This is a genomic window from Nocardioides panacisoli (assembly GCF_039537325.1).
Lineage (GTDB): Bacteria > Actinomycetota > Actinomycetes > Propionibacteriales > Nocardioidaceae > Nocardioides > Nocardioides panacisoli.
Window position 1 is genome coordinate 87,675 of the sequence record NZ_BAABAH010000008.1, and the last position, 26,347, is coordinate 114,021.

The window sequence follows — 26,347 nt, forward strand, 5'->3', positions numbered from 1 at the left end:
TCGATTATGGCTACTCGACCCGCGAGGACTGCTGGGCGACCCACGATGCGTGCAGCCCGCCGTACACGCTGCCGTCCTGACGGACCAGCTCGGTGTGGGGTCCGCGCTGGACGATCCGGCCCCGGTCGACGACCACGACCTCGTCCGCCGCCTCTGCGGTCGAGAGCCGGTGGGCGATCGTCACCGAGGTCCGTCCGCTCATGAGACGTTCCAGGGCGCGGCCGATCCGGGTCTCCAGCTCGGGGTCGACGGCGCTGGTCGCCTCGTCGAGGACGAGCAGGTCCGGATCGGCGAGCTGGGCGCGGAGCAGCGCGACCAGCTGCCGCTCCCCCGCCGACAGCGACTCCCCGCGCTGGCCGACCTCGGTCGCGAGCCCCTCGGGCAGAGCCGCGAGCCAGTCACCGAGGCCGATCTCGTCGGCGGCCGCGGCGATGTCGTCGTCGGTGGCGTCGAGCCTCCCGTAGCGGGCGTTCGCGGCCAGGGTGTCGTCGAACAGGAATCCCTCCTGCGGCACCAGCACCACCCTCGCGCGCAGCGACGTCTCGGACACCTCGCGCAGGTCGAGGCCGTCGAGCAGCACCCGACCCTCGGTCGGGTCCATCAGCCGGGTCAGCAGCTTCGCGATCGTCGACTTGCCCGAGCCGGTCTCCCCCACCACGGCGACCCGGCGACCGGCCGGGATGTCGAGGTCGATGTCGCGCAGCACCGGCGGGCCACCCGGGTAGGCGAAGCCGACCCGCTCGAACCGCACGTCCACCGCATGGTGCGGCAGGACCCGGCCGGCCGGACCGGGGTCGACGAGGTCGGCCGGGGTGTCGAGGATCCCGATCACCCGCCGCCAGCCGGCGATCGCGTTCTGCGCGTCGGTGAGGATCTGGGTGCCCATCTGGACCGGGCCGACGAACAGCGTCACCAGGAACGCGAACGCGAGCACCTTGCCGGCGGTGATGTCGCCCGCGAAACCCAGCCAGATGCCGACGATGAGGACGCCGGCATTGGCGAGGCCCGCGGACACGCCGCCGAGCGAGAACGACACCACCGTGAACCCCTGCGCCCGCGTGCTCGCGTCCTGGTAGGCCGCGACGGCGTCGTCGATCCGCGCCTGCGTGCGGTCCTCGACGGCGTAGGACCGGACGACGGCGGCGCCGACGACCGGCTCGGAGATCGCCGACAGCAGCACGCCGACCTGGCGCCGCACGACGCCGTACGCCTCGGCGAGCTTGCGCTGGAACCAGCGCATGGACAGGAACAGGGGGGCGAAGCACGTCCAGACCACGAGAGCGAGCTGCCAGGAGTACACGATCATCACGATCGTCGCGACCATCATCTGACCCACGCTGACGACGAACAGCAGGCCGCCGTAGACGAGGAATTGGCTGACCTGGTCGACGTCGCTGGTGACGCGCGAGACGAGGGCACCGCGGCGCTCGGTGTTCTGGGTGAGCAGCGGCAGGTCGTGGACGTGCCGGAACGCCTTCACGCGCAGCGTCGCGAGACCGCGCTCGGCGGTGGTGAAGAGGCGGGCGGTCATGGCGTACGACGCCCAGCTCGTCACGGCGATCGCGGCGGCCGCGGCGACCGCCGCCCAGGTGGTGAACGTGACGTCCGGGCCGCCCGGGGCGCGCAGGCCGTGGTCGACGGACTGCTGGATCGCGATCGGCACGATGACCTGCCCGACCGAGGCGAGCACGGCGAGGAGCAGCGTGACACCGATCCCGTCCTTGAGCTCGGGTGAGTGGTGGACGCCGCGGCGGATCGTCTCGATCGCGCCGACGTCCTCGCCGGAGTCGAGCAGGGTCATGACGGCAGCACCTCCCCCGACAGCTCCGCCCGGTCGCCGAGCTCGCTCTCGTAGGCGTTGACGAGCCGTGCGTAGTCGGGGTTGCGCGCGACCAGGTCCTCGTGCGGGCCGCGGTCGGCGACGTGGCCGTCGGCGAGGTAGAGCACCTCGTCGGCCAGGGCGATCGTCGCCTTGCGGTAGGCGACCACGACGAGGGTGCTCCCGGTGCCGGACTCCCGCAGGCCCGCGAGGATCCGGGCCTCGACCTCCGGGTCCACCGCCGACGTGGCGTCGTCGAGGACGAGCAGCCGCGGTCGGCGTACGAGGGCTCGGGCGAGGGAGATCCGCTGGCGCTGGCCGCCGGAGAGCGACGTCCCCCGCTCACCGAGCCGGGTGTCGAGGCCGGCGGGAAGGGCGGCGACGAAGCCGTCGGCCTGGGCGATCCGCAGCGCCGCCCAGACGTCGTCGTCGGTCACCTCGGCGCCGAGCGTGACGTTGCCGCGCACCGTGTCGTCGAAGAGGAACGCGGTCTGCGGGACCACGGCGAGCACGTCGGCGAGGGCGCCGCGCTCGAGATCACGCACGTCGACGCCGTCGACCCGGATCGCTCCGTCGTCGACGTCGACCAGTCGCGTGAGCAGGTTGGTGAGCGTGCTCTTCCCCGACGCCGTCGCGCCGACCAGCGCAACCGTGCGGCCGGGCGCGACGTCGAAGCTGACGTCGCGGAGCAGCCGCCGGCCGGGGACGTAGCTGTAGGCGAGCCGGTCTACCTCGAGCCGCGCTCCCCCGCCGCCGGCGGGTGCGGGCGCGTCGCCGTACTCCATGCTGCCGGTCGCGCGCAGCACCGCGTCGACCCGGCGGTAGCCGACGACGCTGCGCGGGAACTCCCCGAGCAGCCAGCCGATCGAGCGGATCGGGAAGGACACGACGGTCAGCAGGTAGGTCACGGTGACGACGTCGCCCGGCACCGTCGCGCCGGACAGCACGCGGTGCACGCCGATCACGAGCACGACGAGCACCGCGAGGCTGGGCAGCGCGGCCAGAGTCGGGTCGAACGCCGCGCGGATCCTGCCGACGCGGACGTTCGCGTCCCGCAGGTGCTCGGCCTTGACGCGGAACCGCGCGGTCTCCTCCGGCTCGCGGCCGAGGGTCTTCACGACCATCGCGCCGTCGAACGACTCGTGCGCGACCTCGCTGAGCTCCGCGCGCAGCTGCTGGGCGCGCGTGGCCCAGCCCTGGGCGAGCCGCTGGTAGACGACGTTGGTGGCGATGACGAGCGGGAAGACGAGCAGCCCGACGACCGCCAGCACCAGGTCCGCGACGAGCATCTGGACGACCGCGATCACCATCATCGCGACGGTGCCCACGGCCATCGGCAGCGGAGCGATCGGTCCCCACGCCGCCTCGACGTCGGAGTTCGCGTTGGAGAGCAGCTCGCCGGTCGGGTGCTGCTGGTGCCAGGACATGGGCAGGCTGAGGTACTGCCGCGTCACGGCACGCCGGGTGTGCGCCTGCATCCGGTACTGCATGACACCCGCGCCGAGCCGGCGCGCCACGATCCCGACCGCCCGCAGGATCGCCACCCCGACGAACAGCCCGAGCACCGCCCAGAGCAGGCCGGACCGGACCTTGCCCTCCTCGAACGCCGGCAGCACGACGTGGTCGGTCGCCCACCCGAGCACCCACGCGTCGGCCACGGTCAGCGCGCCGAACAGCAGGCTGCCGATGGTCGAGGCGGCGAAGATCCACGGCTCGCGCTTGATCGCCACCCGCAGCACGGCGAACCCCGCGAGAGTCGTGCCCGTTCCGCTCCTGCGCTGCTCCGTCACCCGTCCCTGCTCTCTGGTCCCACCCCCGGGCGCAACCCGGCGGGACGAGCAGGCTATTCCCCCGCCCCCGCGAATCCTTCCTCGTGTCGCGCCGAATCTTTCGCGGATGCGCGCACGAAGGAAGATTCGGTGCTGCACGAGGAAGGATTCGGCGGAGACCTGTCAGCGCACGGGGTAGCCGGCGGCGGAGAGGGAGTGCTTGACGTCGCCGACGCGCACCTTGCCGAAGTGGAAGATCGTGGCGGCGAGGACGGCGTCGGCACCGGCGTCGACCGCGGGTGGGAAGTGCTCGGCGGCACCGGCGCCCCCGGAGGCGATCACGGGGATCGACACCTCGCGCCGGACGGCGTGGATCAGCTCGAGGTCGAAGCCGTCCTCGGTGCCGTCGGCGTCCATGGCGTTGAGCAGGATCTCGCCGGCGCCGAGCTCGGTGGCCCGGACGGCCCACTCGATCGCGTCGAGACCCGCCGACTGCCGGCCGCCGTGCGTGGTGACCTCGAAGCCCGACGGCGTGCCGGCCGCCCGGCGGGCGTCGACCGAGAGCACCAGGACCTGGTTGCCGAACCGGTCGGCGATCTCGGCGACGAGCTCGGGACGGTGGATCGCCGCGGTGTTGACCGCGATCTTGTCGGCGCCCGCCCGCAGCATCCGGTCCACGTCCTCCACGGTGCGGATGCCGCCACCGACCGTGAGCGGGATGAAGACCTGCTCCGCGGTCGCGGACACGATCTCGAGGGTGGTGGCCCGGCCCTCGTGCGAGGCGGAGATGTCGAGGAACGTCAGCTCGTCGGCGCCCTCGGCGTCGTAGGTGCGGGCCAGCTCGACCGGGTCCCCGGCGTCGCGCAGCTCCTTGAAGTTGATCCCCTTGACCACGCGGCCCGCGTCCACGTCGAGGCACGGGATCACCCGCACGGCGAGGGTCATGCCGTGCCCTTGGTGAGCGCGAGGGCGTCCTCGAGGGTGAACCGGCCGGTGTAGAGCGCGGTACCGGCGATGGCGCCCTCGACGCCGTCCTCGACCAGGCCCATCAGCGCCCGGATGTCGTCGAGGGTGGTGACGCCGCCCGAGGCGACGACCGGGCGGTCGGTCGCGGCGCAGACGTCGCGCAGCAGCTGCAGGTTCGGGCCCTGGAGCATGCCGTCCTTGTTGACGTCGGTGACGACGTAGCGGGCGCACCCCTCGGAGTCGAGCCGGGCGAGCGTCTCGTAGAGGTCGCCGCCGTCGCGGGTCCAGCCGCGCGCTGCGAGGGTGCGGCCGCGGACGTCGAGGCCGACCGCGACCCGGTCGCCGTACGTCGCGATCGCCCGCGCGCACCACTCGGGCTGCTCGAGCGCCGCGGTGCCGATGTTCACCCGACGACAACCGGTCGCCATCGCGGCCTCGAGCGACTCGTCGTCGCGGATGCCGCCGCTCATCTCCACCTTGATGTCGAGGGCGCCGACGATCCTGGCCTGCAGCTCGCGGTTCTGGCCGTGCCCGAACGCAGCGTCCAGGTCGACCAGGTGCAGCCACTCCGCACCCGCCTCCTGCCAGCGCAGCGCCGCCTCGACCGGGTCGCCGAACACCTTCTCCGACCCGTCCACGCCCTGCACGAGCTGGACGGCCCGGCCGTCCTTGATGTCGACGGCCGGGAGCAGCTCGAGGTAGCGCGAATCCAGCTCAGACAAGAGAGTCCACCCAGTTCTTCAGCAGTGCGGCGCCCGCGTCCCCCGACTTCTCGGGGTGGAACTGCGTGGCGCACAGGGGTCCGTTCTCGACGGCGGCGACGAACCGGTCGCCGCCGTGCTCCGCCCAGGTCACCAGCGGCCGGTGGCTCTCCGGCGTGCGGTCGTTCGTGACCAGGGCCCAGTCGCGCACCCCGTAGGAGTGCACGAAGTAGAACCGCTCGTCCTCCACGCCGGCGAACAGCCGCGTGCCCTGCGGCGCCTCGACCGTGTTCCAGCCCATGTGCGGGACGATCGGCGCCTGGATCCGCTCCACGACGCCGGGCCACTCGCCGCAGCCCTCGGTCTCGACACCGTGCTCGATGCCGCGCTCGAACAGGATCTGCATCCCCACGCAGATGCCGAGCACCGGCCGCCCGCCGGAGAGACGCCGGGCGATGATGCGCTCGCCGCGGATCGCTCGCAAGCCCTGCATGCAGGCCGCGTAGGCACCCACGCCGGGGACCACGAGCCCGTCCGCAGCGAGGGCCGCATCGAGGTCGCCGGTCAGGGTTACGTCGCCGCCGGCGCGCTCGACCGCGCGCACGGCCGATCGCAGGTTGCCCGAACCGTAGTCCAGGACAACCACCGACGGTGCGGTCACAGAGATCCCTTCGTGGACGGCACGCCCGTCTCCCGGGGGTCGATCGCCACCGCGTCGCGGAACGCGCGGGCGAACGCCTTGAACTGCGTCTCGACGATGTGGTGCGGCTCGCGGCCGGCCAGCACCCGCACGTGCAGCGCGATGTGGGCGTGGAAGGCGATCGTCTCGAAGACGTGCCGCGTCAGCGAGCCGAGGTACGGCGTCGCCTGGTCACCGCCGCCGAGCAGGACGTACTGCTGCCCCTCCGGCTCGCCGGTGTGCACGCAGTAGGGCCGGCCGGAGACGTCGACGACGGCCTGCACCAGCGCCTCGTCGAGCGGCACGGTCGCGTCGCCGAAGCGGCGCACGCCCGCCTTGTCGCCGAGCGCCTCGCGCAGCGCCTGGCCGAGCACGATGGCGGTGTCCTCGACCGTGTGATGGGCATCGATGTGGGTGTCGCCGGAGGTCTGCACGGTCAGGTCGACCAGCGCGTGCCGGGCGAACGAGATCAGCATGTGGTCGTAGAACCCGACGCCGGTGGACACGTCGTGGCGGCCGGAGCCGTCGAGGTCCACCTCGACGAGCACCTTCGACTCGCTGGTCTGGCGCTCGATCCTCGCCGTGCGCGGTGCGGTCTCCATCAGATCTCCTTCATCACGTGCAGCAGGGCGTCCTGGAACGCCGCCATCTCCTCGGCGGTGCCGACCGACACCCGCAGCCAGCCGTCCGGCCCGGTCTCCCGGATCAGGACACCCCGGTCGAGCAGCCCCTGCCAGACAGCATGACGGTCGTCGAACCGCCCGAACAACACGAAATTGGCGTCGCTGTCGGCCGCCTCGAGGCCCTGCGCCCGCAGCCAGGCGACCGTGCGGTCCCGTTCGACCCGCAGCTCGTCGACCTTCCCGAGCAGCTCGGGGGCGTGCCGAAGGGCCGCGAGGGCGGCCGCCTGCGTGACGGCCGAGAGGTGGTAGGGCAGCCGGACGACGCGGATCGCGTCGCAGATCGCGGGGTGGGCGGCGAGGTAGCCCAGCCGCAGGCCGGCCCCCGCGAACGCCTTGCTCATCGTCCGGGTGACGACCAGGTTGCGGTGGGCGGGCAGCAGCTCGAGCGCGCTCGCTACGCCCGCGCGACGGAACTCGCCGTACGCCTCGTCGACGACGACGATGCCGTCGTCGCCGACCGCCTCGCAGAGAGCGGTGACGGTGCCGGGCGGCAGGGCGGTGCCGGTCGGGTTGTTCGGGCTCGGCAGCAGGACCACGCTCGGCCGGTGCTCGGCGACGACGGCGCGCGCGTGGTCGAGGTCGATCGCGAAGTCCTCCTCGCGGCGGCCCATCACCCAGGTGGTGGCCGTGTCGCGGGCGTACTCCGGGTACATGGAGTACGTCGGCGCGAAGCTCACGGCCGTCCGCCCCGGGCCGCCGAACGCCTGCAGCAGCTGCAGCATGACCTCGTTGGAGCCGTTCGCGGCCCACACCATCTCCGCGGAGATCTCAGTGGTTGAGGTGCGAGCTTGCGAGCCTCGAAACCCGTCCCGCGAGAGGTAGGCCGCCAGCGCCTCGCGCAGCGCGACGAACTCCCGGTCCGGGTAGCGGTTGAGGGTCGGCGCCACCTCGGCGACCGCGCGCGCAATGTCGGCGACGCACTCCGCGGACGGGCCGTAGGGGTTCTCGTTGACGTTCAGCTGGACGGGCGCCCGGTCGGCAGGGAGCTGCGGCGCCCCGTACGGCTCGATCCCGGCGAGCTCGGGGCGGAGAGGCGGCCAGGTCACCGATCGAACCTGACCTTGACCGCGGCGCCGTGGCCGGGGAGGTCCTCGGCGGCCGCCAGCGTCGTCACGTGGTCGGCGACCTCCGCCAGGGCCTCGCGGGAGTAGTCCACGACGTGCACCGACTTGGTGAACGCGCGCACCGACAGACCCGAGGAGTGGCAGGCGCAGCCACCGGTGGGCAGCACGTGGTTGGAGCCCGCGCAGTAGTCGCCGAGGCTCACGGGCGCGTAGGGACCGACGAAGATCGCGCCGGCGTTGCGCACCCGGGCGGCGTAGGACGACGCGTCGCGGGCGTGGATCTCGAGGTGCTCGGCCGCGTAGGCGTCGACGACCGCGAGACCCTGCTCCAGGTCGCGCACCAGCACGATGCCCGACTGGCTCCCGGACAGCGAGGTCCGGATCCGCTCGACGTGCTTGGTCGCCGAGACCTGCTTGTCCAGCTCGGCCTCGACGTCGTCGGCCAGGGCCTCGCTGTCGGTCACCAGGACGGCCGCGGCCAGCGGGTCGTGCTCGGCCTGGCTCACCAGGTCGGCGGCGACGTACGCCGGGTCCGCGGTCTGGTCGGCAAGGATCGCGATCTCGGTCGGTCCGGCCTCGGAGTCGATGCCCACCCTGCCCTTGAGCAGCCGCTTCGCCGTGACGACGTAGATGTTGCCCGGGCCGGTGACCATGTCCACCGGCGCGATCGCCTCGGTGGCCGTCCCGGCCGGCGCCCCGTAGGCGAACATCGCGATCGCCTGGGCGCCGCCGACGGCGTACACCTCACGGACGCCGAGCAGCGCGCAGGCGGCGAGGATCGTGGGGTGCACGGCCCCGCCGAACTCCTTCTGCGGCGGACTCGCCAGCGCGATCGAGCCGACGCCGGCGGTCTGCGCCGGGACGACGTTCATCAGCACGCTCGAGACGAGGGGCGCAAGGCCGCCGGGGACGTAGAGCCCGACCCGCTGCACCGGCACCTTGCGGTGGGTCACGGTCGCGCCGCTCGCGAGCTCGGTGACGGCGTCGGCCTCGAGCTCGTTGGCGCAGGTCGCCCGCAGCCGCCGGATGGACTCCTCCAGGCCGGCGCGGATGGCCGGGTCGAGCTCCGCGAGCGCGGTCTCCATCGCCTCGGTCGGAACGCGGACGTCCTCGACGCGGACGCCGTCGAACCGCTCGCCGTACTCCCGGATCGCCTCGAGCCCGCGGTCGCGCACCGCGTCGAGGATCGGCTGCACCGCATGCGTCGCGGCCTCGATGTCGAACTCGGCGCGCGGCACGGCGGCGCGGTAGTCGACATCGGCGGCAGCCGAGCGCAGGTCGATGCAGCGGATCAGGGACATGGGCCGATTCTACGGTGGTAGCACCGACCCCTCGTGGTGGTGGCACGCTGGCTGGACGGGCTCGCGCCGAGCACCTTGGTGGCATGGTCGCGATCCGCCCGACGCTCGCCGCCTCCGCGGCCGCGGCGTCGCTCGTGCTCGCCGGGTGCGGCGGGGACGACACACCCAGCCGCTCCGGTGGTTCGCCCGACCCGGCCGCCTCCGCGTCGACTCCCGCCTCCGCCGTCGGGCACGTCGACATCGGCGGGCGATCGCTGCACTACGCGTGCGTGGGCGCTCCGGTGGCCGGCGAGCCCACGATCCTGCTGCTCTCCGGTGGCAACCTCGGCGTCGACTCCTGGTACCCGATGGCCGAGGATCTCGGCGGCTCCCACCACGTGTGCGGGTTCGACCGGGCCGGGTACGGCGCGAGCGACCGGGCGCCCGGGTCCCGCCGGACGAGCAGCGACACCGTGGACGACCTGATGGCGGCGACCAGCGCTCTGGACCTCGCCCCACCGTTCCTCCTCGTCGCCCACTCGGCGGGCGCGTTCGAGGCGGTGCTGATGGCGGACCGGGCCCCGGAGCTCCTCGCCGGCGTGGTCCTGGTCGACCCGGCGGGATCGCACGTCGACGACGCTGCGCGCGCGGCGCTTCCTCCCGAGCGGCCGCACGAGTCACCGGCCCTGGCCGAGGAGCGGCACTTCCTGACCGTCGAGTCGCACGACCCGAGCCTGAACGACGAGCACCTCGACATCGCCGCGAGCGAGCGCGAGGTGAGCGCCGCGCTCGACCGGCCCGGCCTGCTCTTCGGCGACCTGCCGGTCGTGGTGCTCCAGGCTCCCCCGCCGCCGTACTTCCGGGAGCTGCCCGACGCCTACGTCCGGGCCGTCGACGCGAGTGCCGACGCGGACAACCGGCAGTACGCCGGCGAGACCACCGACGGCACCCTGGTCCACGTCCACCACACCAGCCACATGGTGATGGTGGACCAGCCGCAGGCGGTCCTCGACGCGATCGACGACGTGCTCGCGCGTTGACGGCCAAGGCGTCGGTCCGACCGCCTAGGTTGGAGGCGTGAGCACGCGCATCCCGATGTTCCCGCTCAACGCGGTGGTCTACCCGGGGGTCAGCGTGCCGCTCCACGTGTTCGAGGACCGCTACCGCGCGCTGGTGCACCACCTGCTGCGGGTCGAGGACCCCGCGGAGCGGGTGTTCGGGTCGGTCGGGATCCGGGAGGGCTACGAGATCGGCGACCACGGGGCCCAGTCGCTGTTCCGCATCGGCGTCCGGCTGCAGATGACCGAGGTCGAGAGCCACCCCGATGGCACCTTCGACATCGTCGCCGTCGGGCGCGACCGGATCCGGCTGGACCGGCTCGACGGCACCGGCAACTTCCCGATGGGCGAGGTGGCGCAGCTCCCGGAGCGCACGGTCCCCGTGCCGGACCACGTGATGGAGCGGGCGCGGGCGACCTTCACCGCCTACCGCCATGCGCTCGAGCAGATCGCGACCGACCCCTACGAGGGGCAGATCCCCGACGACCCGCTGTTCCTGTCCTGGACCCTCGCCGCCTGCGCGCCGCTCCCGATGGCCGAGAGGCAGGAGCTGCTCGAGGCCGACGACGCCGAGCAGCGGCTGATCCTGGTGACCGACCTGCTCCGCAGCGAGCTGCGCGCGATGAACGTGATCAGCTCGCTGCCGGCGACCGAGGTTGCTCGGACTCGCTGGTCCCCGAACTGACGTCGGGTACGCCGCTCATGCTGTGCAGGGACAGGAGCACGACGAGGAAGCCGGTCAACGCCCCGACCGGGCCCGCGAGGTAGGGCGACCAGCCGTTCACCGACAGGTGGCCCAGGAAGTCCTTGCCGATGTTGGCGTGCGTGGCCGGTGGGACCGGCGGGCCGAGCTCCGACCCGAACCAGGCGGTCAGCGCGGCAGTGGCCGCGGCTCCCACGAGGAGGAGCACGACGAACAGCAGCTCCCGGCCGCGAGCGAGCAGCCCGACGACGACCCCGAACAGGATCCCGAGCCCGGCACTCAGGACGACGTACTGGGCGGTCGCGGAGAACTCCCGCTTGAGCCCGTCGGCGCTGGCGTCGTACCAGTGCGGACCCTGGACCGTGTCGTAGACCGTGCCCTTGGTCGCGGGACCCCACCAGTGCCACCACAACCAGCCGCCGAGGAAGCCCAGCGCGACAGCCAGCAGCAGCACCACCAGGGCGCGAACGATCGACCTGCTCATGCTTGGAGACAACCCGGTCCGAGCAGCGCCTTCAAGTCGGCGAAGAGCGCAGGGCTCGGGGTGACCCGCGGTCCGAGGCGCATCAGCTTCGTGGAGTCGCGCGCCAGCAGGTGCAGGCGGACCTCGCTCAGGCCGGGATGCGCGGCCAGCACGTCCTTCATCCCCGCGACCGTCTGCGGCGTGCAGCGGGTCAGCGGCAGGCTGATGACGACCGGCCCGTCCGCGGCGCCCCGGTCGAGGTCGGGCGCGGTCACCTCCTGCGCGTGCAGCTCGGGCGTCTCCTTGCTCCGCGAGAGCCGCCCGCGGACGGTCAGGATCGCGTCCTGCTCGAGCAGCGGCGCGGCGAGCTGGTAGGAGCTCGGGAACAGCAGCACCTCGATCGCCCCCTCGAGGTCCTCGAGGGTGACCATCGCCCAGGGGTCGCCCTTCTTGGTGATCTTGCGCTGCACCGAGGTCACCAGCCCGGCGACGGTGACGGGCGAGCCGTCGGCCCGCTCCTCGTCCTGCAGCAGCTGGCCGATCGTGGTGTCGGTGCCGTTGGACAGCACGTGCTCCAGGCCGAGCAGCGGGTGGTCGGAGACGTAGAGGCCGAGCATGTCCCGCTCGTGGGCGAGCAGCGTGCGCTTGTCCCACTCCTCCAGGTCCGGAATGGTCACCGAGACGCCGAAGCCGCCCCACTCGGACTCGTCGCCGAGGCTGCCCATGTCGGCGAAGAGCGAGTCCTGCCCGATCGCCTCGTTGCGCTTGATGTCGACGTACTGGTCGACCGCCGTCTCGTGGATCGCGACGAGGGCGCGGCGCTTGTGCTTGAGGTCGTCGAAGGCGCCCGCCTTCACGAGGGACTCGATGACCCGCTTGTTGCAGACCTGGATCGGCACCTTGGACAGGAAGTCGTCGAAGTCCTCGAAGCGACCCTTCTCCTCGCGGGCCTCGACGATCGCGTCGACCACGTTGCTGCCGACGTTGCGGACCGCCGTCAGGCCGAACCGGATGTCGGTGCCGACCGCCGTGAAGTCGTGGGAGGACTCGTTGACGTCGGGCGGCAGGACCGCGATCCTCATCCGCCGGCACTCGTTGAGGTAGATGGCCATCTTGTCCTTGTCGCTCTTGACCGAGGTCAGGAGCGCCGCCATGTATTCGGTGGGGTAGTTGGCCTTGAGGTAAGCGGTCCAGTAGGTGATGACGCCGTAGGCGGCGGAGTGCGACTTGTTGAACGCGTAGTCGGCGAACGGGACGAGGATGTCCCAGAGCTTCTTCACCGCGTCCTGCGGGTAGCCGCGCTCGAGCATGCCGGACTCGAAGCCGGCGTACTGCTTGTCGAGCTCCTCCTTCTTCTTCTTGCCCATCGCGCGGCGCATGTTGTCCGCGGCGCCCAGCGAGAACCCGGCGAGCACCTGGGCGATCGCCATGACCTGCTCCTGGTAGACGATCAGGCCGTAGGTCTCCCCCAGCACCTCCTCCAGCGGCTCCGCTAGGGCGGGGTGGATGGGCTCGATCGGCTCGCGGCCGTTCTTGCGGCGGGCGTACTTGTTGTGGGAGTCGGCGCCCATCGGGCCGGGGCGGTAGAGCGCGGAGACGGCCGTGATGTCGGCGAACTGGTCGGGCTGCATCGAGCGCAGCAGGGCCCGCATGCCGCCACCGTCGAGCTGGAACACGCCGAGCGTGTCGCCCCGGCCCATCAGCTCGTAGGTCGCCCGGTCGTCGAACGGCAGCTCCTCGAGCACCACGTCCTCGCCGCGGTTGGCCTTGATGTTGACCAGGGCGTCCTCGAGGGTGTGCAGGTTGGAGAGCCCCAGGAAGTCCATCTTGACCAGCCCGAGCGCCTCGCACATCGGGTAGTCGAACTGGGTGATGATCGCGCCGTCCTGCGGGCGCGCCATGATCGGCACGATGTCGATCAGCGGCTCGCTGGACATGATCACGCCGGCCGCGTGGACGCCCCAGTTGCGGATCTGGCCCTCGAGGCCGCGAGCCGTCTGGTAGATCGTGCGCACGTCGGGGTTCTGCTCGTGGAGCGCGCGGAACTCGCCGCCCTCGGAGTAGCGCTTGGAGGTCTCGTCGAAGAGGTCCTTGAGCGCGACGCCCTTGCCCATCACGTCGGGCGGCAGCGCCTTGGTGATCATGTCGCTGACGCCGAAGCCGTGGTCGAGCACCCGGGCGGCGTCCTTGATCGCGGCCTTGGACTTGAGCCGGCCGAACGTGGCGATCTGGGCGACCTTCTCGGCGCCGTACTTCTCGGCGACGTACTGGATCACCTCGCCGCGGCGGTGGTCGTCGAAGTCGATGTCGAAGTCGGGCATCGACGGGCGCTCGGGGTTGAGGAAGCGCTCGAAGAACAGACCGTGCTCGAGGGGGCACAGGTCGGTGATGCGCAGTGCGTAGGCCGCGATCGAGCCGGCACCGGAGCCGCGGCCCGGGCCGACCCGGATGCCGTTGTCCTTGGCCCACTGGATGAAGTCGGCGACCACGAGGTAGTAGCCGCAGTAGCCCTTCTGCGAGATGATCGCGAGCTCCATCTCGACGCGGTCCTTGACCTCCTGGGTCAGCCGGTCGCCCGGGTAGCGCGCCTCGATGCCGCGCCAGACCTCCTTGCTGAACCAGCTCTCCTCGGTCTCCCCCGCCGGGATGTCGGCGCGCGCCATGTAGCCGCCGGTCGACTCGGTGAACTGGACCGAGCAGCGCTCCGCGATCGCGAGGGTGTTGTCGCACGCCTCGGGCATGCCGAACCGGTCGGCCCAGAGCTCGCGCATCTCCGCGGCGGACTTGATGTAGTAGCCGCCGCCGTCGAACTTGAGCCGGTTGGTGTCGGAGAGCCGCTTGCCGGACGCGACGCAGATCAGGGCGTCGTGCGCGTCGGCGTCCTCGGGGTTGTTGTAGTGGGAGTCGTTGGTGGCGACCGGTGGGATGCCCAGCTCCTTGCCGAGCCGGAGCAGGTCGTCGCGGACCCGCTTCTCGATCTCGATCCCGTGGTCCATCAGCTCCAGGAACACGCTGTCGCGGCCGAAGATGTCCTGCAGCTCGGTGGCCTCGCGCACGGCCTCGTCGTACTGACCGAGGCGGAGCCGGGTCTGGATCGCGCCGCTCGGGCACCCGGTCGAGACGATCAGGCCCTTGCTGTGCTCGGCGAGCAGCTCCCTGTCCATCCGGGGCTTGTAGAAGAAGCCCTCGAGGCTGGACCGGGAGGAGAGCCGGAACAGGTTGTGCATCCCCTCGGTGCTCTCCGCCCACATCGTCATGTGGGTGTAGGCGCCACCGCCGGCGACGTCGTTGCCACCCTCCTCGATGACACCGCCGCCGTCGGCCGACGACTGGCCCCAGCGGACCCGGCGCCGCTCGCCGCGGTGGGTGCCGGGCGTGAGGTAGGCCTCGATGCCGATGATCGGCTTGACGCCGTATTTCTTGGCCTTGCTGTAGAAGTCGTAGGCGCCGTGCAGGTTGCCGTGGTCGGTCATCGCGATCGACCCCATGCCGAGGTCGCTGACCCGCGTGAACAGCCCGTCGAGGAGCGACGCCCCGTCGAGCATCGAGTACTCGGTGTGGACGTGCAGGTGGACGAAGTCCGAACGGTCCCCGGCGTCTGCCATCGGTGCTGCTGGCTCCTCGAGATGGGTGGGCGGGCGGTCGGGGGAAGGGTTCAGAGACTACGCGACCCGACCGCCGAAAGAGTGGCAGACACCGCCGACACAGCAGAGGGCGGTGGCCCCGAGGCCACCGCCCTCACTCGCAAGCTGCGATCAGCGCACCGTGATGGTCAGCGTCTCCGACCGGTAGGCGCCCTGCTTGGTGAAGACCTTCGCGTAGACCTGCACCTCGGTGCCGCGGTCGTAGCGCTGCGCGAGCACCTTGTCCAGCGTGCCGTCGGAGTCCAGCTTCCCGTTGAAGAGCGCGGTCGACTTCGAGCCGACCTCGCCACCGTAGAGGGAGACCGAACGGCCCTTGGCGGCCGGCGTCGTGCTGACCTCGGCACGGACCTTGGGCCCCTTGGTGTTACGGAGATGGAGGTCGACGCTGGTGTCGTTGTCGACGATGACACCGGTGCCGGTGCCGTCCGCGAGGTTGCCGAAGGCGGGGTCGGTCAGCACGAGGCTCATCGACTCCTTGGGCTCGGCGACCTTGTCACCGACGACGGTGACGGACACGTTCGTCGACGTCGAACCGGCGGGGATCGTCGCCGTGCCCGTGGTTGCCACGTAGTCCTCGCCGGCCACGGCCGTCCCGTCCTGGGTCTGGTAGTCGACCGTGACGTCCTCGCCGAAGGCGTGGTCGATGGCCACCGGGAACGTGAGGTGCGCGGTGTCGCGGTTGGCCTCCTTGACCTTGGCGTCGCCGACCGACACCTGCGGCATCGTCGGCTCGAGGTCGAACGCGTCCGTCGCGGGCGTGCGGGACGTCGCGGCGTCGACGAACCCGACCTTGATCGCGTCGAGGAAGTACTCCCCGTTGCGCTGGGCGTCGTAGTCGGAGCCCCCGCCGCCCACCATGAAGGTGACGCCGCCGTTGCTGCCGTCCGCGTTGCCCTCGGTGCCGATCCGGGCGTCCGGGTGCGCCGCGACGTACTGGTCGAGCGGGAAGGAGTCGGCCGGGCCGGCGTCGCCGCCCACGGACCACACGCCCTGGCCGGCGTTCCAGTCCTGCCAGGTCGACTGCTGGACCGTGCCGTTGTTCGCCGGGAAGAAGAACAGCTGCTCGTCGCCGGCGCCGGGGTCGAACTGGCCGTTGCCGTCGCTGTCGACGTTGAGCCGGAGGTAGAACGGCTGCTGCGCGGTGTCGTTGCCGGCCGTCGCCCGCTCGTAGGTCGAGTAGTCGAGGGTCGTCAGCCGGCGCAGGGCCTGGCCGTCGTACTGGGCGGTGCGGAACTGCTCGATGCGGTTGCCGTTGCTGCCGATCGCGGCGCGCAGGCTGCCGACGCCGAGCGGCGGGTTGCCCGGGCCCTTGACGAACGACTGGTTGCTGTCGAGCTCCTCGTAGTTCGGATCGTTGAAGAACGCCCGGCTGACCCAGTCGTGCCGGTCGGCCGGGTCGACGGTGATGTCGTCGGTGCTGCCGGTCTCGGTGTCGCGCCGCCCGAGGTCGTAGAGCGTCGTCGTGCCGTCGGTCAGCCCGACGATGACGCGGTCGACGTCGTAGCGACCGTTGATCTGGTTGTCGCTCGAGCCGCCCTGGCCGCACCCGACGATGAGCGCGACGCCGCCGCCGCTGGCGTCGGTGCCGTTGGCGGAGTTGTTGACGATCGTGGCGTCCGGGTTGGCCGCCGCGTAGTCGGCCAGCGTCGTGTAGTCGCTGTCGCCACCAACGCCCCACTGGCCGTCGATGGTCGCCCAGCTCTGCCACACGTCGTTCTTGACGCCGTCACCGTTGGAGTCGGTGTTGTTCGCGGGGAAGAAGAACAGCGAGGCGTCGGAGGCGCCGTCGCCGTCGTTGTCCACGTTGAGCCGGAGGTACGTCGGCTGGCGCAGGCCGGTGCCCGCGTCGGTCGCCGTCGCGAAGGTCGAGTAGTCCAGCCGGTCGAGGTCGGCGAGGCGGGTGCCGTCGTAGGCCGGGGTGCGGTAGAGCTCGGTGCGCAGGTCGTTGTCGTTGAGCGTCGCCTGGTGGCTGCCGGGGCCGAAGGGCGCCGGGTTCGGGCCGTACACGTCGGACTGGTTCGGCGTGTAGTCGTTGCCGTCGCAGAAGTACGCCTGCTCGACCCAGGTCGACGCGCCGGTGACGCCCGACGTGCTCGTCGCCGCCGGGGCTGCGAGCGCCGCGGAGGCGAGCAGCGGGGTGCTGAGCAGGAGAGCGCCGGTCGCGACGCCTCCGGCGAGTCGAGGCGCGAACGAGCCCCGAGATCGGTGCTGCATGAAGGTTCCCCCTAGAGAAACTTAGTTGATGTAGTCATCGACGTTAACCGAAATGTTGCGGGTTCGGTTCAGAATTGAAAAAACAGCCTGGAAGTTTGTCCCTCCGGGGGCGCGGGGACCACGCGCGCAGCGGTGCCGGAGCCGGAGTAGGTTGCCTGCCCGTGACCTCCACCGTGAGCCCGCCCGATCCCGCCACCGCCGCCGCCGCGGCCGAGCGACTCGCCGGCCTGGCGACGCCCGCGGGAGCGCTGGGCAGGCTCGGGGTGCTCGGCGCGTGGGTCGCCGCCTGCCAGGGCTGCGTCCCCCCGGAGCCGCTGGACGACGTGCGGCTGGTGATCTTCGCCGGCGACCACGGCGTCGCGCGACACGGCGTGTCCGCCTACCCGCCGGCGATCACGCCAGCGATGGTGCGGACCTTCGTCGCCGGCCGGGCCGGCGTGAACGCGCTGGCCGCCGCCCACGACGTGCACGTGCGGGTGCTCGACATCGGCGTCGACGACGACCTCGAGGGCGTCCCGGACGAGGTGCGGGCGCACAAGGTCCGCCGCGGCAGCGGTGCGATCCACCTGGAGGACGCGCTCACCGCGGACGAGCTCGAGCGGTCCCTGGCGGCCGGGCGTGCCGTGGCCCTGGAGGAGATCGCCGCGGGCGCGCAGCTGCTGCTGTCGGGTGACATGGGCATCGGCAACACCACCCCGGCGGCGGCGATGGTCGCCGCGGCGCTCGGCCTGCCGGCTGCCGAGGTCACCGGCCGGGGCACCGGTGTCGACGACGCGGCGCTCGAGCACAAGGTTGCCGTCGTCCAGGCCGCGCTCGACCGGGCCGGCTCGCGGCTCGACGATCCGCTGCAGACGCTCCGGGCGGTGGGCTCGGCGGACCTCGCGGCGACGGTGGGCTACCTCGTCCAGGCGGCTGAGTCCCGCGTGCCGGTGCTGCTCGACGGCCTGATGTCGGTCGCGTGCGCGCTCACCGCCGAGCGCCTGGCGCCGGGAGTCTCGGCATGGTGCGCCGCCGGCCACCGGTCGACCGAGCCGGCGCAGTCGCTCGCCCTGGAGAAGCTCGGCCTGGAGCCGGTCCTGGACCTCGGCCTGCGGCTCGGCGAGGGTTCCGGCGCGGTCGCCGCGGTGCCGGTGCTGCGGTCGGCAGTCGCCCTGCTGCGCGACGTGGCGCTGCTCGCCGACCTGATGTGAGCCCCTCCGGCGTCGCACGCAGCCTCCGCCTGTCGGTCGGGATGCTCACCTGCGTCCCGGTCCGGCCGGTGCTGGAGGTGCGGCCGGCGACCGCGCTCGGCGCGCTGCTCGCGGCTCCTCTCGCGGCGGTCCCGCTCGCGACGGTCGTGGCCCTGGCCTGCTGGGGCGGCGCCCAGGCCTCGCTGCCCCCGCTCGGGGTGGCGTTCGTCGCCCTCGGCCTGCTCGCGCTCGGCTCGCGCGCGCTGCACCTCGACGGGCTCGCGGACGTCGCCGACGGGCTGACGGCGTCCTACGACCGGGAGCGGTCGCTGGCGGTGATGAAGGGCGGTACGGCGGGTCCGGCGGGCGCGGCCGCTCTGGTGGTCGTGCTCGGCGCCCAGGCGGGGGCGCTGGCGGCGTACGTCGGCGACGTGCGCTCGGCGGTCCTCGCCGGGCTCTGCGTGTGCGCGTCCCGTGCGGCGCTCTGGATCGTGTGCGCCTCGCCCGTCCCGGCCGCGCGCCCGGACGGGCTCGGGGTGACGTTCGCCCGACGCGTGCCGCTGCTCGTCGCGGTCCCCGGCTGGGCGGCGCTCGCCGCTGTGGCTGTCCTCGCCGACGCGGTGCGCGGGCCGCTCGCCGTGGCGGCCGCTGCCCTGGTCGTCGTCGTCCTGGCCTGGCGGTGCACGCGCCGGTTCGGCGGCGTCACCGGTGACGTGTTCGGTGCGGCGATCGAGCTCGCCCTCGCGACCCTGCTGCTCGGTCTCGCCGGCGCCTGAGCCGCCTCAGAGCACCAGCACCCGGCCGGCGACGACGAGGTGCACCTCGTCGCACGCCTCGGCGACCCGCTGGTTGACCGTGCCGAGCAGGTCGCGGAAGAGCCGTCCCGAGCGGTGCTCCGGCACGACCCCGAGGCCGACCTCGTTGGTGACGACCACGACCCGCTGGGTGGCGTCGCCGATCGCGGCGACGACGCCGGCGAGTCGGGACAGCACGGCGTCGTCGACGTCGCCGGCCGGCGCGTCCCAGAGGCGCTCCTCGTCGATGACGCCGGCGAGCCAGGTACCGAGGCAGTCGACCAGCACGGGCCCGATGGCCGACCGGACGGCCGACTCGAGGTCGACGGTCTCGACCGTCGTCCAGGCGGGGGGCCTCCGGTCGCGGTGGGCAGCGACCCGCGCCTGCCAGTCCGGGTCGTCGAAGGTCGGGCCGGCGGCGACGTACGTCACCGGCTCCAGCTCGGACAGCAGACGCTCGGCGTGGCGGGACTTGCCGGAGCGCACTCCCCCGGTGACCAGGACCTTCGCGGCGTCAGCCAAGCGAGAACTCCACCTTCCGCGAGGACAGGTCGGCGCGCGTGAGCCGCACGGTGACGTCGGTGCCGAGCGGCAGCTTCCCCGAGGCGGCCACGACCGGCGCCTCGACGCCGATGCCGGCGACCAGCACGACACCGCGCCCGGGGTCCTTCTCGTCGACGCTGGTGACGACGCCGGGGAAGTCCTCGCCCACCCGGCCCTGCAGCAGCCCGGCCTCGATGAGGTCCATCACGGCACGTTCGTAGGCGTGCGCTCGCTGGTCGGCGCCCTGCAGGATGCTCGGGAGCTCGGGCAGGCCGGTGCACGCCCACTCAGGCACCGGGCGGCCGCCGGACAAAGCGACGCAGACCTCGCCGGCGTAGCGGTCCCCGAGCCGCCGCAGCGGCGCGGTGACGTGGGCGTACGGCGCCGCGATCGCGCTGTGCTCGTGCTGCTCCGGCACGGTTCCGTCGAAGTCGGCGTAGCCCGAGCCCCGCAGCAGCCGTGTGCAGGCGACCGCCAGCGCCAGGTGGGCCGGTTTGCTGCGGTCGAGCGAGCGGATCAGCTCGGGGTAGGGCAGGTCGCGGGGCCACTCGATGCCGAGGCCCTTCGCCACCCGGTGCAGCCGCGCGACGTCGCGGGGGTCCGGCGGTGGCAGCGTGCGCAGCAGCCCGACCTTGCCCTCGATCATCATCGCGGCGGCGGCCATGCCGGTCATCAGCGAGATCTGGGCGTTCCACATCTCCACCGGCAGCTGCTCGCGCAGCTCGAGCCTGAAGACGCCGTCGACGACCTCGACCTCCTGCTCCGGGATCGGCAGGTTGATGCCGCCACGCTCGGCCTCCTTGGCCTCGCGCAGCCTGCCGACCTCGCGCAGCAGCGGGAGGACGTCTCCCGCGGACCCGTCGCCCGCGTCGAGCGCCTTCTGCGCGTCGACGTAGGACCAGCGCTGCCGGGACCGCACCCTGGCGCGCTCGACCGTGACGTCGTGCCAATCGCCGTCCGCGTCGACCGGGATCGTCCAGAGCAACGCGGGTGCGACCTGGTCGGGCAGCAGCGATGCGACGCCCTCGGAGAGCTCGGCGGGGTGCAGTGGGATCCGCGTGCCGGCGCCGTACAGCGTCTCGCCGCGCCGGTGCGCCTCCGCGTCCACCGGGTCGCCGGGCTTCACGAAGGCAGCGACGTCGGCGATCGCGTAGTGCACGGTGTAGCCGCCCGAGCCGTCCGCGGACCGCTCGATGTGCATCGCCTGGTCGAGGTCCATCGAGCCCTCGGGGTCGATGGTGAGGAACGGGATGTCGGTGCGGTCGAGGTCCGGCAGCGCGGGGGCGGTGGAGGCGGCCACCGCGGCCTCCACCACCTCGGGTGCGAACCCGTCCGGCAGCTCCAGCTCCCGCTCGACCCGGGCCAGCGCGTCCTGGAGCTCCGACGACGTCGCCCGGACCCGGACCACGAGATTGCTCGGCATGGCCCAGACAGTACTGATCTAGCCGGTGGTCACCGGGAGCGTGTTCGGGCCGCGCAGGTTGATCCGGCCGTTCCACTCGACGTCGCCGTCGAGGGCGAGCCGCGGGAAGCGCTCGACCAGCCGTTGGATCGCGATCCGGCCCTCGAGCCGGGCCAGCGCGGCGCCGAGGCAGTGGTGCACACCGGCGCCGAACGAGAGGTGGCTCCGCGGCTCCGGCCGGTCGATGCGCAGCTGGTCGGCGTCGGGCCCCCACTGGGCCTCGTCGCGGTTGGCCGCGCCCAGTCCCGCCATGACGAACGAGCCCTGCGGGATCGTGCGGCCGTCGACCTCGTACGGCGCCAGCGTGATCCGCCGGCTGAACTGGACCGGCGAGTCGTAGCGCAGCAGCTCCTCGACCGCGTTGCCGGCGAGATCGGGCTGCTCGCGCAGCATCGCGGCCTGGTCGGGGTGGTGCAGCAGCGCCAGGGCGCCGTTGGCGATCAGGTTCACCGTCGTCTCGTGGCCCGCGACGTAGAGCAGGACGACCTGGGCCACCAGCTCGTCGTCGTCGAGGACGTCGCCGTCGTCCTCGGCGCGGATGAGCGCGGTCATCAGGTCCTCGCCCGGGTTCGCGCGCTTCCACGCGATCAAGCCGCGCGCGAGGGCACTGAGCTCCTCGTCGGCCGCCATGATCTCGGCCGCGACCTGGGGGTCGACCACCGGCTCGAGCGACCGCACCAGGGTCCCGGTGAGCTCCCGCATCCGCGCGTGGTCCGCGCTGTCGGGCAGGCCCATCATCTGGGAGATGACGGCGAACGGCAGCGGGAAGGCGAGCGCCTCGACCAGGTCGACCGGACCCGACATCCGGTCCAGCAGCTCGTCGACCAGGCTCACGATCTCCGGCTCCAGCGCGGCGATCGACCGGGGCGTGAACGCCTTGGAGACCAGCTTGCGGAGCCGCGTGTGGACCGGCGGGTCGCGGTCGAGCATGGACAGCCCGCCCGAGCGCTCCTCGCGCTCGCCGTACATCTCGGCGTTGAGGTCGGCCAGCGCGCCGCCCACGTTGCGCTCCTCGACCGAGAGAGACCCGCGCAGCAGCGCGGACACGTCCTCGTGGTGGGACAGCACCCAGAACCCCAGCGGGTGCTCGTGCGCCGCGCCGGACGCGCGCAGCCGCGCGTACTCCGGATAGGGGTCGTCGGTGTAGCCAGGTGCGAACGGGTCGAAGACGTAGGTCTCGGTCACGGGGACACTCTCCGCCGTCCCGAGTCCGCTGTCATCCTCCTGCGGTAGGTGGCCGGCGCGGGCTCTAGCCTTGCCGCGTGCTCATCCTGCTGCCGCCCAGCGAGGGCAAGGCCGCGCCCTCCCGGGGCCGCGCGCTCGACCTCGACGCGCTCGCGCTCACCGTCCTGACCGACGCACGCAAGCGGGTGCTGCACGCGCTGGTCGGGCTGTGCCGCGACGAGCCGGACCGCGCGGTGGAGGTGCTCGGGCTGTCGGCCGGGCAGGCCGACCTCGTCGAGCGCAACGCGCGGCTGGAGTCGGCCCCGACGGCACGCGCGGACCGCGTCTACGCCGGCGTGCTGTACGACGCCCTCGACGCCGGGTCGCTGTCGGCAGCCGCGCGGCGCCGCGCGGCGACCCGGGTGGCGGTCACCTCCAGCCTGTTCGGGCTGGTCCGCTTCGGCGACCGGATCCCTGCCTACCGGCTGTCCGGCGACGCCGCGCTGCCCGGCCTCGGGCCGGTCGCAGGCGTCTGGCGGGACGCGCTCGGAGGCGCCGTCGAGGAGGCCCTCGGCCGCGGCCTCCTGGTGGACCTGCGGTCCAGCATGTACGCCGCCTTCTGGCGCCCGCCGGCCCGGCTCGGCTCCCGTGTCGCCACCGTCCGCGTGCTGCACGAGGTCGGCGGTCAGCGGAAGATCGTGTCGCACTTCAACAAGGCGACCAAGGGGCGGATCGTGCGCGCCCTGCTCGAGGACGGGGCCGACCCGCGCACCCCCGCGGCGCTCGCGGACGCCCTCCGCGACCTCGGCTGGACCGTCGAGGTCGGCGAAGCGGCAGAGAAGGGCACCCAGCTCGACGTGGTGGTCGCCGAGCTCTAGTCACTGGGCGTCGATGAAGGCCTTCAGGATGTCGACCCCGGCATCGGCCTTGCCGCTGAGGTCGGTGCTGCCCTGCGCGTCGACCTCGACCTCGAAGAGCGCACCGTCGGACTTGGTGATCGCATCGACCACCGTCGGTGTCGCGTAGACGACCCCGCCGTCGCCGACATCGATGGACTGGGCCTCGACGCCGTTGTTCGCCGCCTCCTCGCGGACGCTCTTGATCTCGTCGTCGGCGATCACGCCGGCACCCTTCGCGAGGGTGATCTGCACCTTGTCGCCGCTGTAGTAGCAGCCCGCCGCCACGACCACGTTGCCCGAGAGGTCGAGCGACACGTCCGAGCCGATCTTGTCCGACACGTCGCCCTCGCTCGGGCACTCGGCCCCTCCGAGGCCCGGCACCGTGTTCTTGATCGTGTCCGTCACGTCCTTGGCGGCCCGCCAGATGAAGAACCCACCCACCCCGCAGACCAGGAGCATGACGACCACCACCACGACGACGGCGACCAGGCAGCCGCTGCCGCCCTTCTTGGCCGGGGGCGGCGGCTGGTACGGCGGCTGCGGGCCGCCGTACTGGTAGGGCTGCTGGGCGCCGTACTGCTGCTGGTAGGGCTGCTGGTACGGCTGCTGCGGCTGCTGGTACGGCGGCTGCTGCCCGGGCTGGTTCGGCTGCGGCGGGGGCGGAGGCGGCGGGTAGCTCACGGGTCGCAGGATCCTCCGTCCCGGGGGTCTCGCGCATCGGGGAAAACACCACCTTGTCGTCGCTACCGTGGAGGGGTGCTCGACCTGCGCGACCTGGACATCCCCGTGCTCGGGGCCCCGATGGCCGGCGGCCCCTCCACCCCGGCGCTGGCGGCGGCCGTGTCGGAGGCGGGCGGCCTCGGCTTCCTGGCCGCTGGGTACCGGACGGCGCGACAGGTGGCGGACGACATCGAGGCGCTGCGCGCGGCGACCTCGGCGCCGTACGGCGTGAACCTGTTCGTGGTCGGGCGCTACGAGCCCGACGCCGCGGCGATCGACGCCTACTGCCGGACCCTGCGGGCCGAGGCCGACCGGCTCGGTGCCGAGCTCGGGCCGCCGCGGTGGGACGACGACGACTGGGAGGCCAAGCTCGACCTGGTCCTCGACGCGCGCCCCGACGTCGTGTCGTTCACGTTCGGCTGCCCCAGCGCCGAGGTGCTGCGCCGGCTGGCGGAGGTCGGAGTGCTGACGGCCGTGACCGTGACGACCGCGCAGGAGGCGCGCGTCGCGGCCGACCGCGGTGCGGCGTCGCTGGCGGTCCAGGGACCGGAGGCCGGCGGTCACCGCGGCACCTGGGACCTCGACGCCGACCCGGACCCGGCGCCGCTCCTGGACCTGCTGGCCGCGGTGACCGACGCGGTCGACCTGCCCGTCGCCGCCGGTGGCGGCGTGGCCTCGGCCGCGGAGGTCTCGTCGGTGCTCGATCGCGGGGCCGTCGCCGCTCAGGTCGGTACGGCGTACCTGCTCGCCGACGAGGCCGGCACCAACCCGGTCCACCGGGCCGCGCTCACCGACCCGGCGTTCGCCGCGACCCGGGTGACCCGGGCCTACACCGGCCGGTGGGCGCACGGTCTCGCCAACCGGTTCATGGCCGAGCACGCGGAGGCACCTGCCGGGTACCCGCAGCTGCACCACGTGACCTCACCACTGCGCCGCGCCGCCGTCGCGGCCGGTGACCCGCAGGTGGCCCACATGTGGGCGGGCACCCGGCACGCCGACGCGCGCCCCCTGCCCGCCGCGGAGATCACCCGGCTGCTGGCGCCCTGATCACCCGCCGGGGGTCTGGTGGCTCTCCCGCCGGGTCCCCTCGGGGTCGTCGACCCGCTCGTCGGACTCCTCGAGGATCGACTCCGCCTGCGCCTCGGGGTTCTCGCTCCCGGCCGCGCGTTCCTCGGGCAGGAGCTCGGCCCGCTCGGCGATGCGTCGCTCGTCCTCTGGTGTCAGCGCCATGCCGTACTCGTACCCGCAGAGCGCACCGGCACACCAGCCGTGCCGGATTCGTCAGGGCTCGATCGCCCGCTCGTCGGCGTCGTGGCCGGCGTCGAGGTGGGCGGCCGCAGAGACCCGCAGCGGCCGGAACCGCCCGCTCGACTGCGCGAGAAGGACGCGCGTGGTCAGGCACACGTGGTCGCCGCCGTCGTCGAGGATCGCGGTCCGCGCGAGCAGCATCCGGTGCGGGCAGGCGGTGAGCAGCGGCACGCCGTGCTGGTCGACCTCGACATCGACGCCCGCGAACTTGTCCACGTCCTCGCCCGACAGGGTGCCGAAGTGCTCGGCGACCGCGAGGTCGTCGGCGGTCAGGAAGTGCAGGCCGAAGTACGCCGACCGCAGGGCCACCCGGTAGGTGTGGTTGGCCTTCGACAGCCAGACGGAGTACCGCTCGGGCTCGATGCTGGACTGGGCGTGAAAGCCCACCAGGCAACCCGACTGCTCGCCCGCGGCAGCCGTGGTCACCACGACCAGCGGTGGGTCGGCCGAGGCGACGAGATCGCCGAACGCGCGGTCAGCCATCCGACCCACCGGCCCGCTCGTAGCGCAGGAACAGCGTGTCGTCCTCGACCATGGCGCCGCGCAGCCCGAAGCTCGTGATGCCCGCCCCGGCCGGGTTCACGCAGACCGGCAGTGGATCCCCTCCGATCATCGGCGAGACCGAGAGGCAGAGCTCGTCGAGCCGGTCGGCGGCGACGAGCTCACCGAGCCAGGTCGGCCCGCCCTCGCAGAGGACCACGCGGTGGCCGAGGTCGGCGAGCGCCTGCATCGCCAGGGCCGGCTCGACCCGGTCCTCACCGGCGATCACGACGGTCGCCGCCTCCCGTGCTCGCGCGAGCCGCGCGGGGTCGGCGGCCGCGCAGGTGATCACGTGCGTCGGCGCGTCGTCCGGCGCGTCCGTGAACGCCCTCGACGTCCAGTCGAAGCCCAAGGACCGGCTGACCACCGCGAGCGGCGGGACCGGCGCGCGGCCGGCCGCCTGCCGGGCGGCACGGGCCTCGTCGCCGAGCCGCACGGCGCCGTACCCCTCGCGGCGCACCGTCTCGGCACCCACGAGGACGACGTCCGCGATCTGCCGCATCCGGCGGAACAGCTCCTGGTCGGGCGCGGTCGACAGCGAGCCGACCCGGCCGCCGACCGCTGCCGTGCCGTCCAGGCCGGCGACCATGTGCCCGGTCACCCAGCACTCGTGCCGCGGCCGGCTGCGGTCGACGGCGAGGTACGGCGCGAGCGGGTCGTCGACGTCGGCCCCCGGTTGCAGCTCCTGCACACCTCGACCCTAGG

General features: G+C 72.7%; 24 protein-coding genes. 6 read left to right on the forward strand and 18 right to left on the reverse strand.

Annotation, left to right across the window (positions count from 1 at the left end; genetic code table 11):
• Nucleotides 1-10 precede the first annotated feature (10 nt).
• The 8 genes from ABD709_RS12610 to hisD form a co-directional block, all read right to left on the reverse strand.
• A complete protein-coding gene (locus tag ABD709_RS12610) occupies nt 11-1,801 on the reverse strand; it encodes an ABC transporter ATP-binding protein (RefSeq protein ID WP_344775887.1) in 1,791 nt (596 codons plus the stop codon).
• Complete coding sequence (locus tag ABD709_RS12615) at nt 1,798-3,609, reverse strand: ABC transporter ATP-binding protein (RefSeq protein WP_344775889.1); 1,812 nt, start codon at nt 3,607-3,609, stop codon at nt 1,798-1,800. The genes ABD709_RS12610 and ABD709_RS12615 overlap by 4 nt, the downstream gene beginning before the upstream one ends.
• A 162-nt stretch (nt 3,610-3,771) precedes the next feature.
• Nucleotides 3,772-4,533, reverse strand: coding sequence for an imidazole glycerol phosphate synthase subunit HisF (gene hisF / locus ABD709_RS12620; protein WP_344775891.1), 762 nt, complete (start codon nt 4,531-4,533; stop codon nt 3,772-3,774).
• Complete coding sequence (gene priA, locus ABD709_RS12625; protein ID WP_344775893.1) at nt 4,530-5,276, reverse strand: bifunctional 1-(5-phosphoribosyl)-5-((5-phosphoribosylamino)methylideneamino)imidazole-4-carboxamide isomerase/phosphoribosylanthranilate isomerase PriA; 747 nt, start codon at nt 5,274-5,276, stop codon at nt 4,530-4,532. Before priA ends, hisF begins: the two co-directional genes overlap by 4 nt.
• Nucleotides 5,269-5,916 (reverse strand): imidazole glycerol phosphate synthase subunit HisH, encoded by a 648-nt coding sequence (hisH, locus tag ABD709_RS12630; protein ID WP_344775895.1) that lies wholly within the window; start codon nt 5,914-5,916, stop codon nt 5,269-5,271. Before hisH ends, priA begins: the two co-directional genes overlap by 8 nt.
• On the reverse strand, nt 5,913-6,536 hold the full coding sequence (hisB, locus tag ABD709_RS12635) for an imidazoleglycerol-phosphate dehydratase HisB (protein ID WP_344775897.1): 624 nt from the start codon (nt 6,534-6,536) through the stop codon (nt 5,913-5,915). The genes hisH and hisB overlap by 4 nt, the downstream gene beginning before the upstream one ends.
• On the reverse strand, nt 6,536-7,663 hold the full coding sequence (locus tag ABD709_RS12640; RefSeq protein ID WP_344775899.1) for a histidinol-phosphate transaminase: 1,128 nt from the start codon (nt 7,661-7,663) through the stop codon (nt 6,536-6,538). Before ABD709_RS12640 ends, hisB begins: the two co-directional genes overlap by 1 nt.
• Complete coding sequence (hisD, locus tag ABD709_RS12645) at nt 7,660-8,976, reverse strand: histidinol dehydrogenase (RefSeq protein ID WP_344776039.1); 1,317 nt, start codon at nt 8,974-8,976, stop codon at nt 7,660-7,662. Before hisD ends, ABD709_RS12640 begins: the two co-directional genes overlap by 4 nt.
• Before the next feature lie 89 nt (nt 8,977-9,065).
• Between hisD and ABD709_RS12650 the strand changes: the two genes are divergently transcribed.
• Nucleotides 9,066-10,001, forward strand: a complete 936-nt coding sequence (locus ABD709_RS12650; protein ID WP_344775901.1) for an alpha/beta fold hydrolase — start codon at nt 9,066-9,068, stop codon at nt 9,999-10,001.
• 37 nt (nt 10,002-10,038) lie between these two features.
• Nucleotides 10,039-10,704, forward strand: coding sequence for an LON peptidase substrate-binding domain-containing protein (locus ABD709_RS12655; protein ID WP_344775903.1), 666 nt, complete (start codon nt 10,039-10,041; stop codon nt 10,702-10,704).
• Here the strand turns inward: ABD709_RS12655 and ABD709_RS12660 are convergent.
• The 3 genes from ABD709_RS12660 to ABD709_RS12670 form a co-directional block, all read right to left on the reverse strand.
• A complete protein-coding gene (locus ABD709_RS12660; RefSeq protein WP_344775905.1) occupies nt 10,652-11,206 on the reverse strand; it encodes a hypothetical protein in 555 nt (184 codons plus the stop codon). The two genes, ABD709_RS12655 and ABD709_RS12660, sit on opposite strands and share 53 nt — an antisense overlap.
• Nucleotides 11,203-14,790: a DNA polymerase III subunit alpha gene (dnaE, locus tag ABD709_RS12665; protein ID WP_344775907.1), complete on the reverse strand. Its 3,588-nt coding sequence runs from the start codon at nt 14,788-14,790 to the stop codon at nt 11,203-11,205. The genes ABD709_RS12660 and dnaE overlap by 4 nt, the downstream gene beginning before the upstream one ends.
• A 150-nt stretch (nt 14,791-14,940) precedes the next feature.
• Nucleotides 14,941-17,043: a Calx-beta domain-containing protein gene (locus tag ABD709_RS12670; protein ID WP_344775909.1), complete on the reverse strand. Its 2,103-nt coding sequence runs from the start codon at nt 17,041-17,043 to the stop codon at nt 14,941-14,943.
• Between the two features lie 161 nt (nt 17,044-17,204).
• Between ABD709_RS12670 and cobT the strand changes: the two genes are divergently transcribed.
• On the forward strand, nt 17,205-18,233 hold the full coding sequence (cobT, locus tag ABD709_RS12675) for a nicotinate-nucleotide--dimethylbenzimidazole phosphoribosyltransferase (protein WP_344775911.1): 1,029 nt from the start codon (nt 17,205-17,207) through the stop codon (nt 18,231-18,233).
• Nucleotides 18,230-18,988: an adenosylcobinamide-GDP ribazoletransferase gene (locus tag ABD709_RS12680; protein ID WP_344775913.1), complete on the forward strand. Its 759-nt coding sequence runs from the start codon at nt 18,230-18,232 to the stop codon at nt 18,986-18,988. The genes cobT and ABD709_RS12680 overlap by 4 nt, the downstream gene beginning before the upstream one ends.
• Nucleotides 18,989-18,994: 6 nt before the next feature.
• Here the strand turns inward: ABD709_RS12680 and cobU are convergent, their stop codons facing one another.
• From cobU to ABD709_RS12695, 3 genes are read right to left on the reverse strand one after another with little or no spacing between them, the layout of a single operon-like run.
• Nucleotides 18,995-19,528, reverse strand: a complete 534-nt coding sequence (gene cobU / locus ABD709_RS12685) for a bifunctional adenosylcobinamide kinase/adenosylcobinamide-phosphate guanylyltransferase (protein WP_344775915.1) — start codon at nt 19,526-19,528, stop codon at nt 18,995-18,997.
• Nucleotides 19,521-20,972: an RNB domain-containing ribonuclease gene (locus tag ABD709_RS12690; protein WP_344775916.1), complete on the reverse strand. Its 1,452-nt coding sequence runs from the start codon at nt 20,970-20,972 to the stop codon at nt 19,521-19,523. Before ABD709_RS12690 ends, cobU begins: the two co-directional genes overlap by 8 nt.
• A gap of 18 nt (nt 20,973-20,990) precedes the next feature.
• The gene (locus ABD709_RS12695; protein ID WP_344775918.1) at nt 20,991-22,196 is read right to left on the reverse strand and encodes a cytochrome P450; all 1,206 of its coding nucleotides are present in this window, start codon (nt 22,194-22,196) and stop codon (nt 20,991-20,993) included.
• Between the two features lie 77 nt (nt 22,197-22,273).
• Here ABD709_RS12695 and yaaA point away from each other — a divergent pair, with 77 nt between their 5' ends.
• The gene (yaaA, locus tag ABD709_RS12700; RefSeq protein ID WP_344775920.1) at nt 22,274-23,053 is read left to right on the forward strand and encodes a peroxide stress protein YaaA; all 780 of its coding nucleotides are present in this window, start codon (nt 22,274-22,276) and stop codon (nt 23,051-23,053) included.
• On the opposite strand, the gene ABD709_RS12705 is transcribed toward yaaA, so the two are convergent.
• The gene (locus tag ABD709_RS12705; RefSeq protein ID WP_344775922.1) at nt 23,054-23,755 is read right to left on the reverse strand and encodes a hypothetical protein; all 702 of its coding nucleotides are present in this window, start codon (nt 23,753-23,755) and stop codon (nt 23,054-23,056) included.
• A gap of 75 nt (nt 23,756-23,830) precedes the next feature.
• On the opposite strand from ABD709_RS12705, the gene ABD709_RS12710 reads away from it, so the two are divergent.
• Nucleotides 23,831-24,841 carry a nitronate monooxygenase gene (locus ABD709_RS12710; RefSeq protein WP_344775924.1) on the forward strand — a complete coding sequence of 337 codons (1,011 nt, stop codon included), beginning with the start codon at nt 23,831-23,833 and terminating at the stop codon, nt 24,839-24,841.
• On the opposite strand, the gene ABD709_RS12715 is transcribed toward ABD709_RS12710, so the two are convergent.
• From ABD709_RS12715 to ABD709_RS12725, 3 genes are read right to left on the reverse strand one after another with little or no spacing between them, the layout of a single operon-like run.
• Nucleotides 24,842-25,024 (reverse strand): hypothetical protein, encoded by a 183-nt coding sequence (locus tag ABD709_RS12715; protein WP_344775926.1) that lies wholly within the window; start codon nt 25,022-25,024, stop codon nt 24,842-24,844.
• Between the two features lie 51 nt (nt 25,025-25,075).
• A complete protein-coding gene (locus ABD709_RS12720) occupies nt 25,076-25,585 on the reverse strand; it encodes a flavin reductase family protein (RefSeq protein ID WP_344775928.1) in 510 nt (169 codons plus the stop codon).
• The gene (locus tag ABD709_RS12725) at nt 25,578-26,333 is read right to left on the reverse strand and encodes a pyrimidine reductase family protein (RefSeq protein WP_344775930.1); all 756 of its coding nucleotides are present in this window, start codon (nt 26,331-26,333) and stop codon (nt 25,578-25,580) included. Before ABD709_RS12725 ends, ABD709_RS12720 begins: the two co-directional genes overlap by 8 nt.
• Between the last annotated feature and the right edge of the window lie 14 nt (nt 26,334-26,347).

Coding starts and splice junctions, on each gene's coding strand:
- ABD709_RS12610 (WP_344775887.1), bottom strand. CDS start 1,801: ATGACCCTGCTCGACTCCGGCGAGGACGTCGGCGCGATCGAGACGATC.
- hisF (WP_344775891.1), bottom strand. CDS start 4,533: ATGACCCTCGCCGTGCGGGTGATCCCGTGCCTCGACGTGGACGCGGGC.
- hisB (WP_344775897.1), bottom strand. CDS start 6,536: ATGGAGACCGCACCGCGCACGGCGAGGATCGAGCGCCAGACCAGCGAG.
- ABD709_RS12650 (WP_344775901.1), top strand. CDS start 9,066: ATGGTCGCGATCCGCCCGACGCTCGCCGCCTCCGCGGCCGCGGCGTCG.
- ABD709_RS12660 (WP_344775905.1), bottom strand. CDS start 11,206: ATGAGCAGGTCGATCGTTCGCGCCCTGGTGGTGCTGCTGCTGGCTGTC.
- dnaE (WP_344775907.1), bottom strand. CDS start 14,790: ATGGCAGACGCCGGGGACCGTTCGGACTTCGTCCACCTGCACGTCCAC.
- ABD709_RS12670 (WP_344775909.1), bottom strand. CDS start 17,043: ATGCAGCACCGATCTCGGGGCTCGTTCGCGCCTCGACTCGCCGGAGGC.
- ABD709_RS12690 (WP_344775916.1), bottom strand. CDS start 20,972: ATGCCGAGCAATCTCGTGGTCCGGGTCCGGGCGACGTCGTCGGAGCTC.
- ABD709_RS12715 (WP_344775926.1), bottom strand. CDS start 25,024: ATGGCGCTGACACCAGAGGACGAGCGACGCATCGCCGAGCGGGCCGAG.
- ABD709_RS12720 (WP_344775928.1), bottom strand. CDS start 25,585: ATGGCTGACCGCGCGTTCGGCGATCTCGTCGCCTCGGCCGACCCACCG.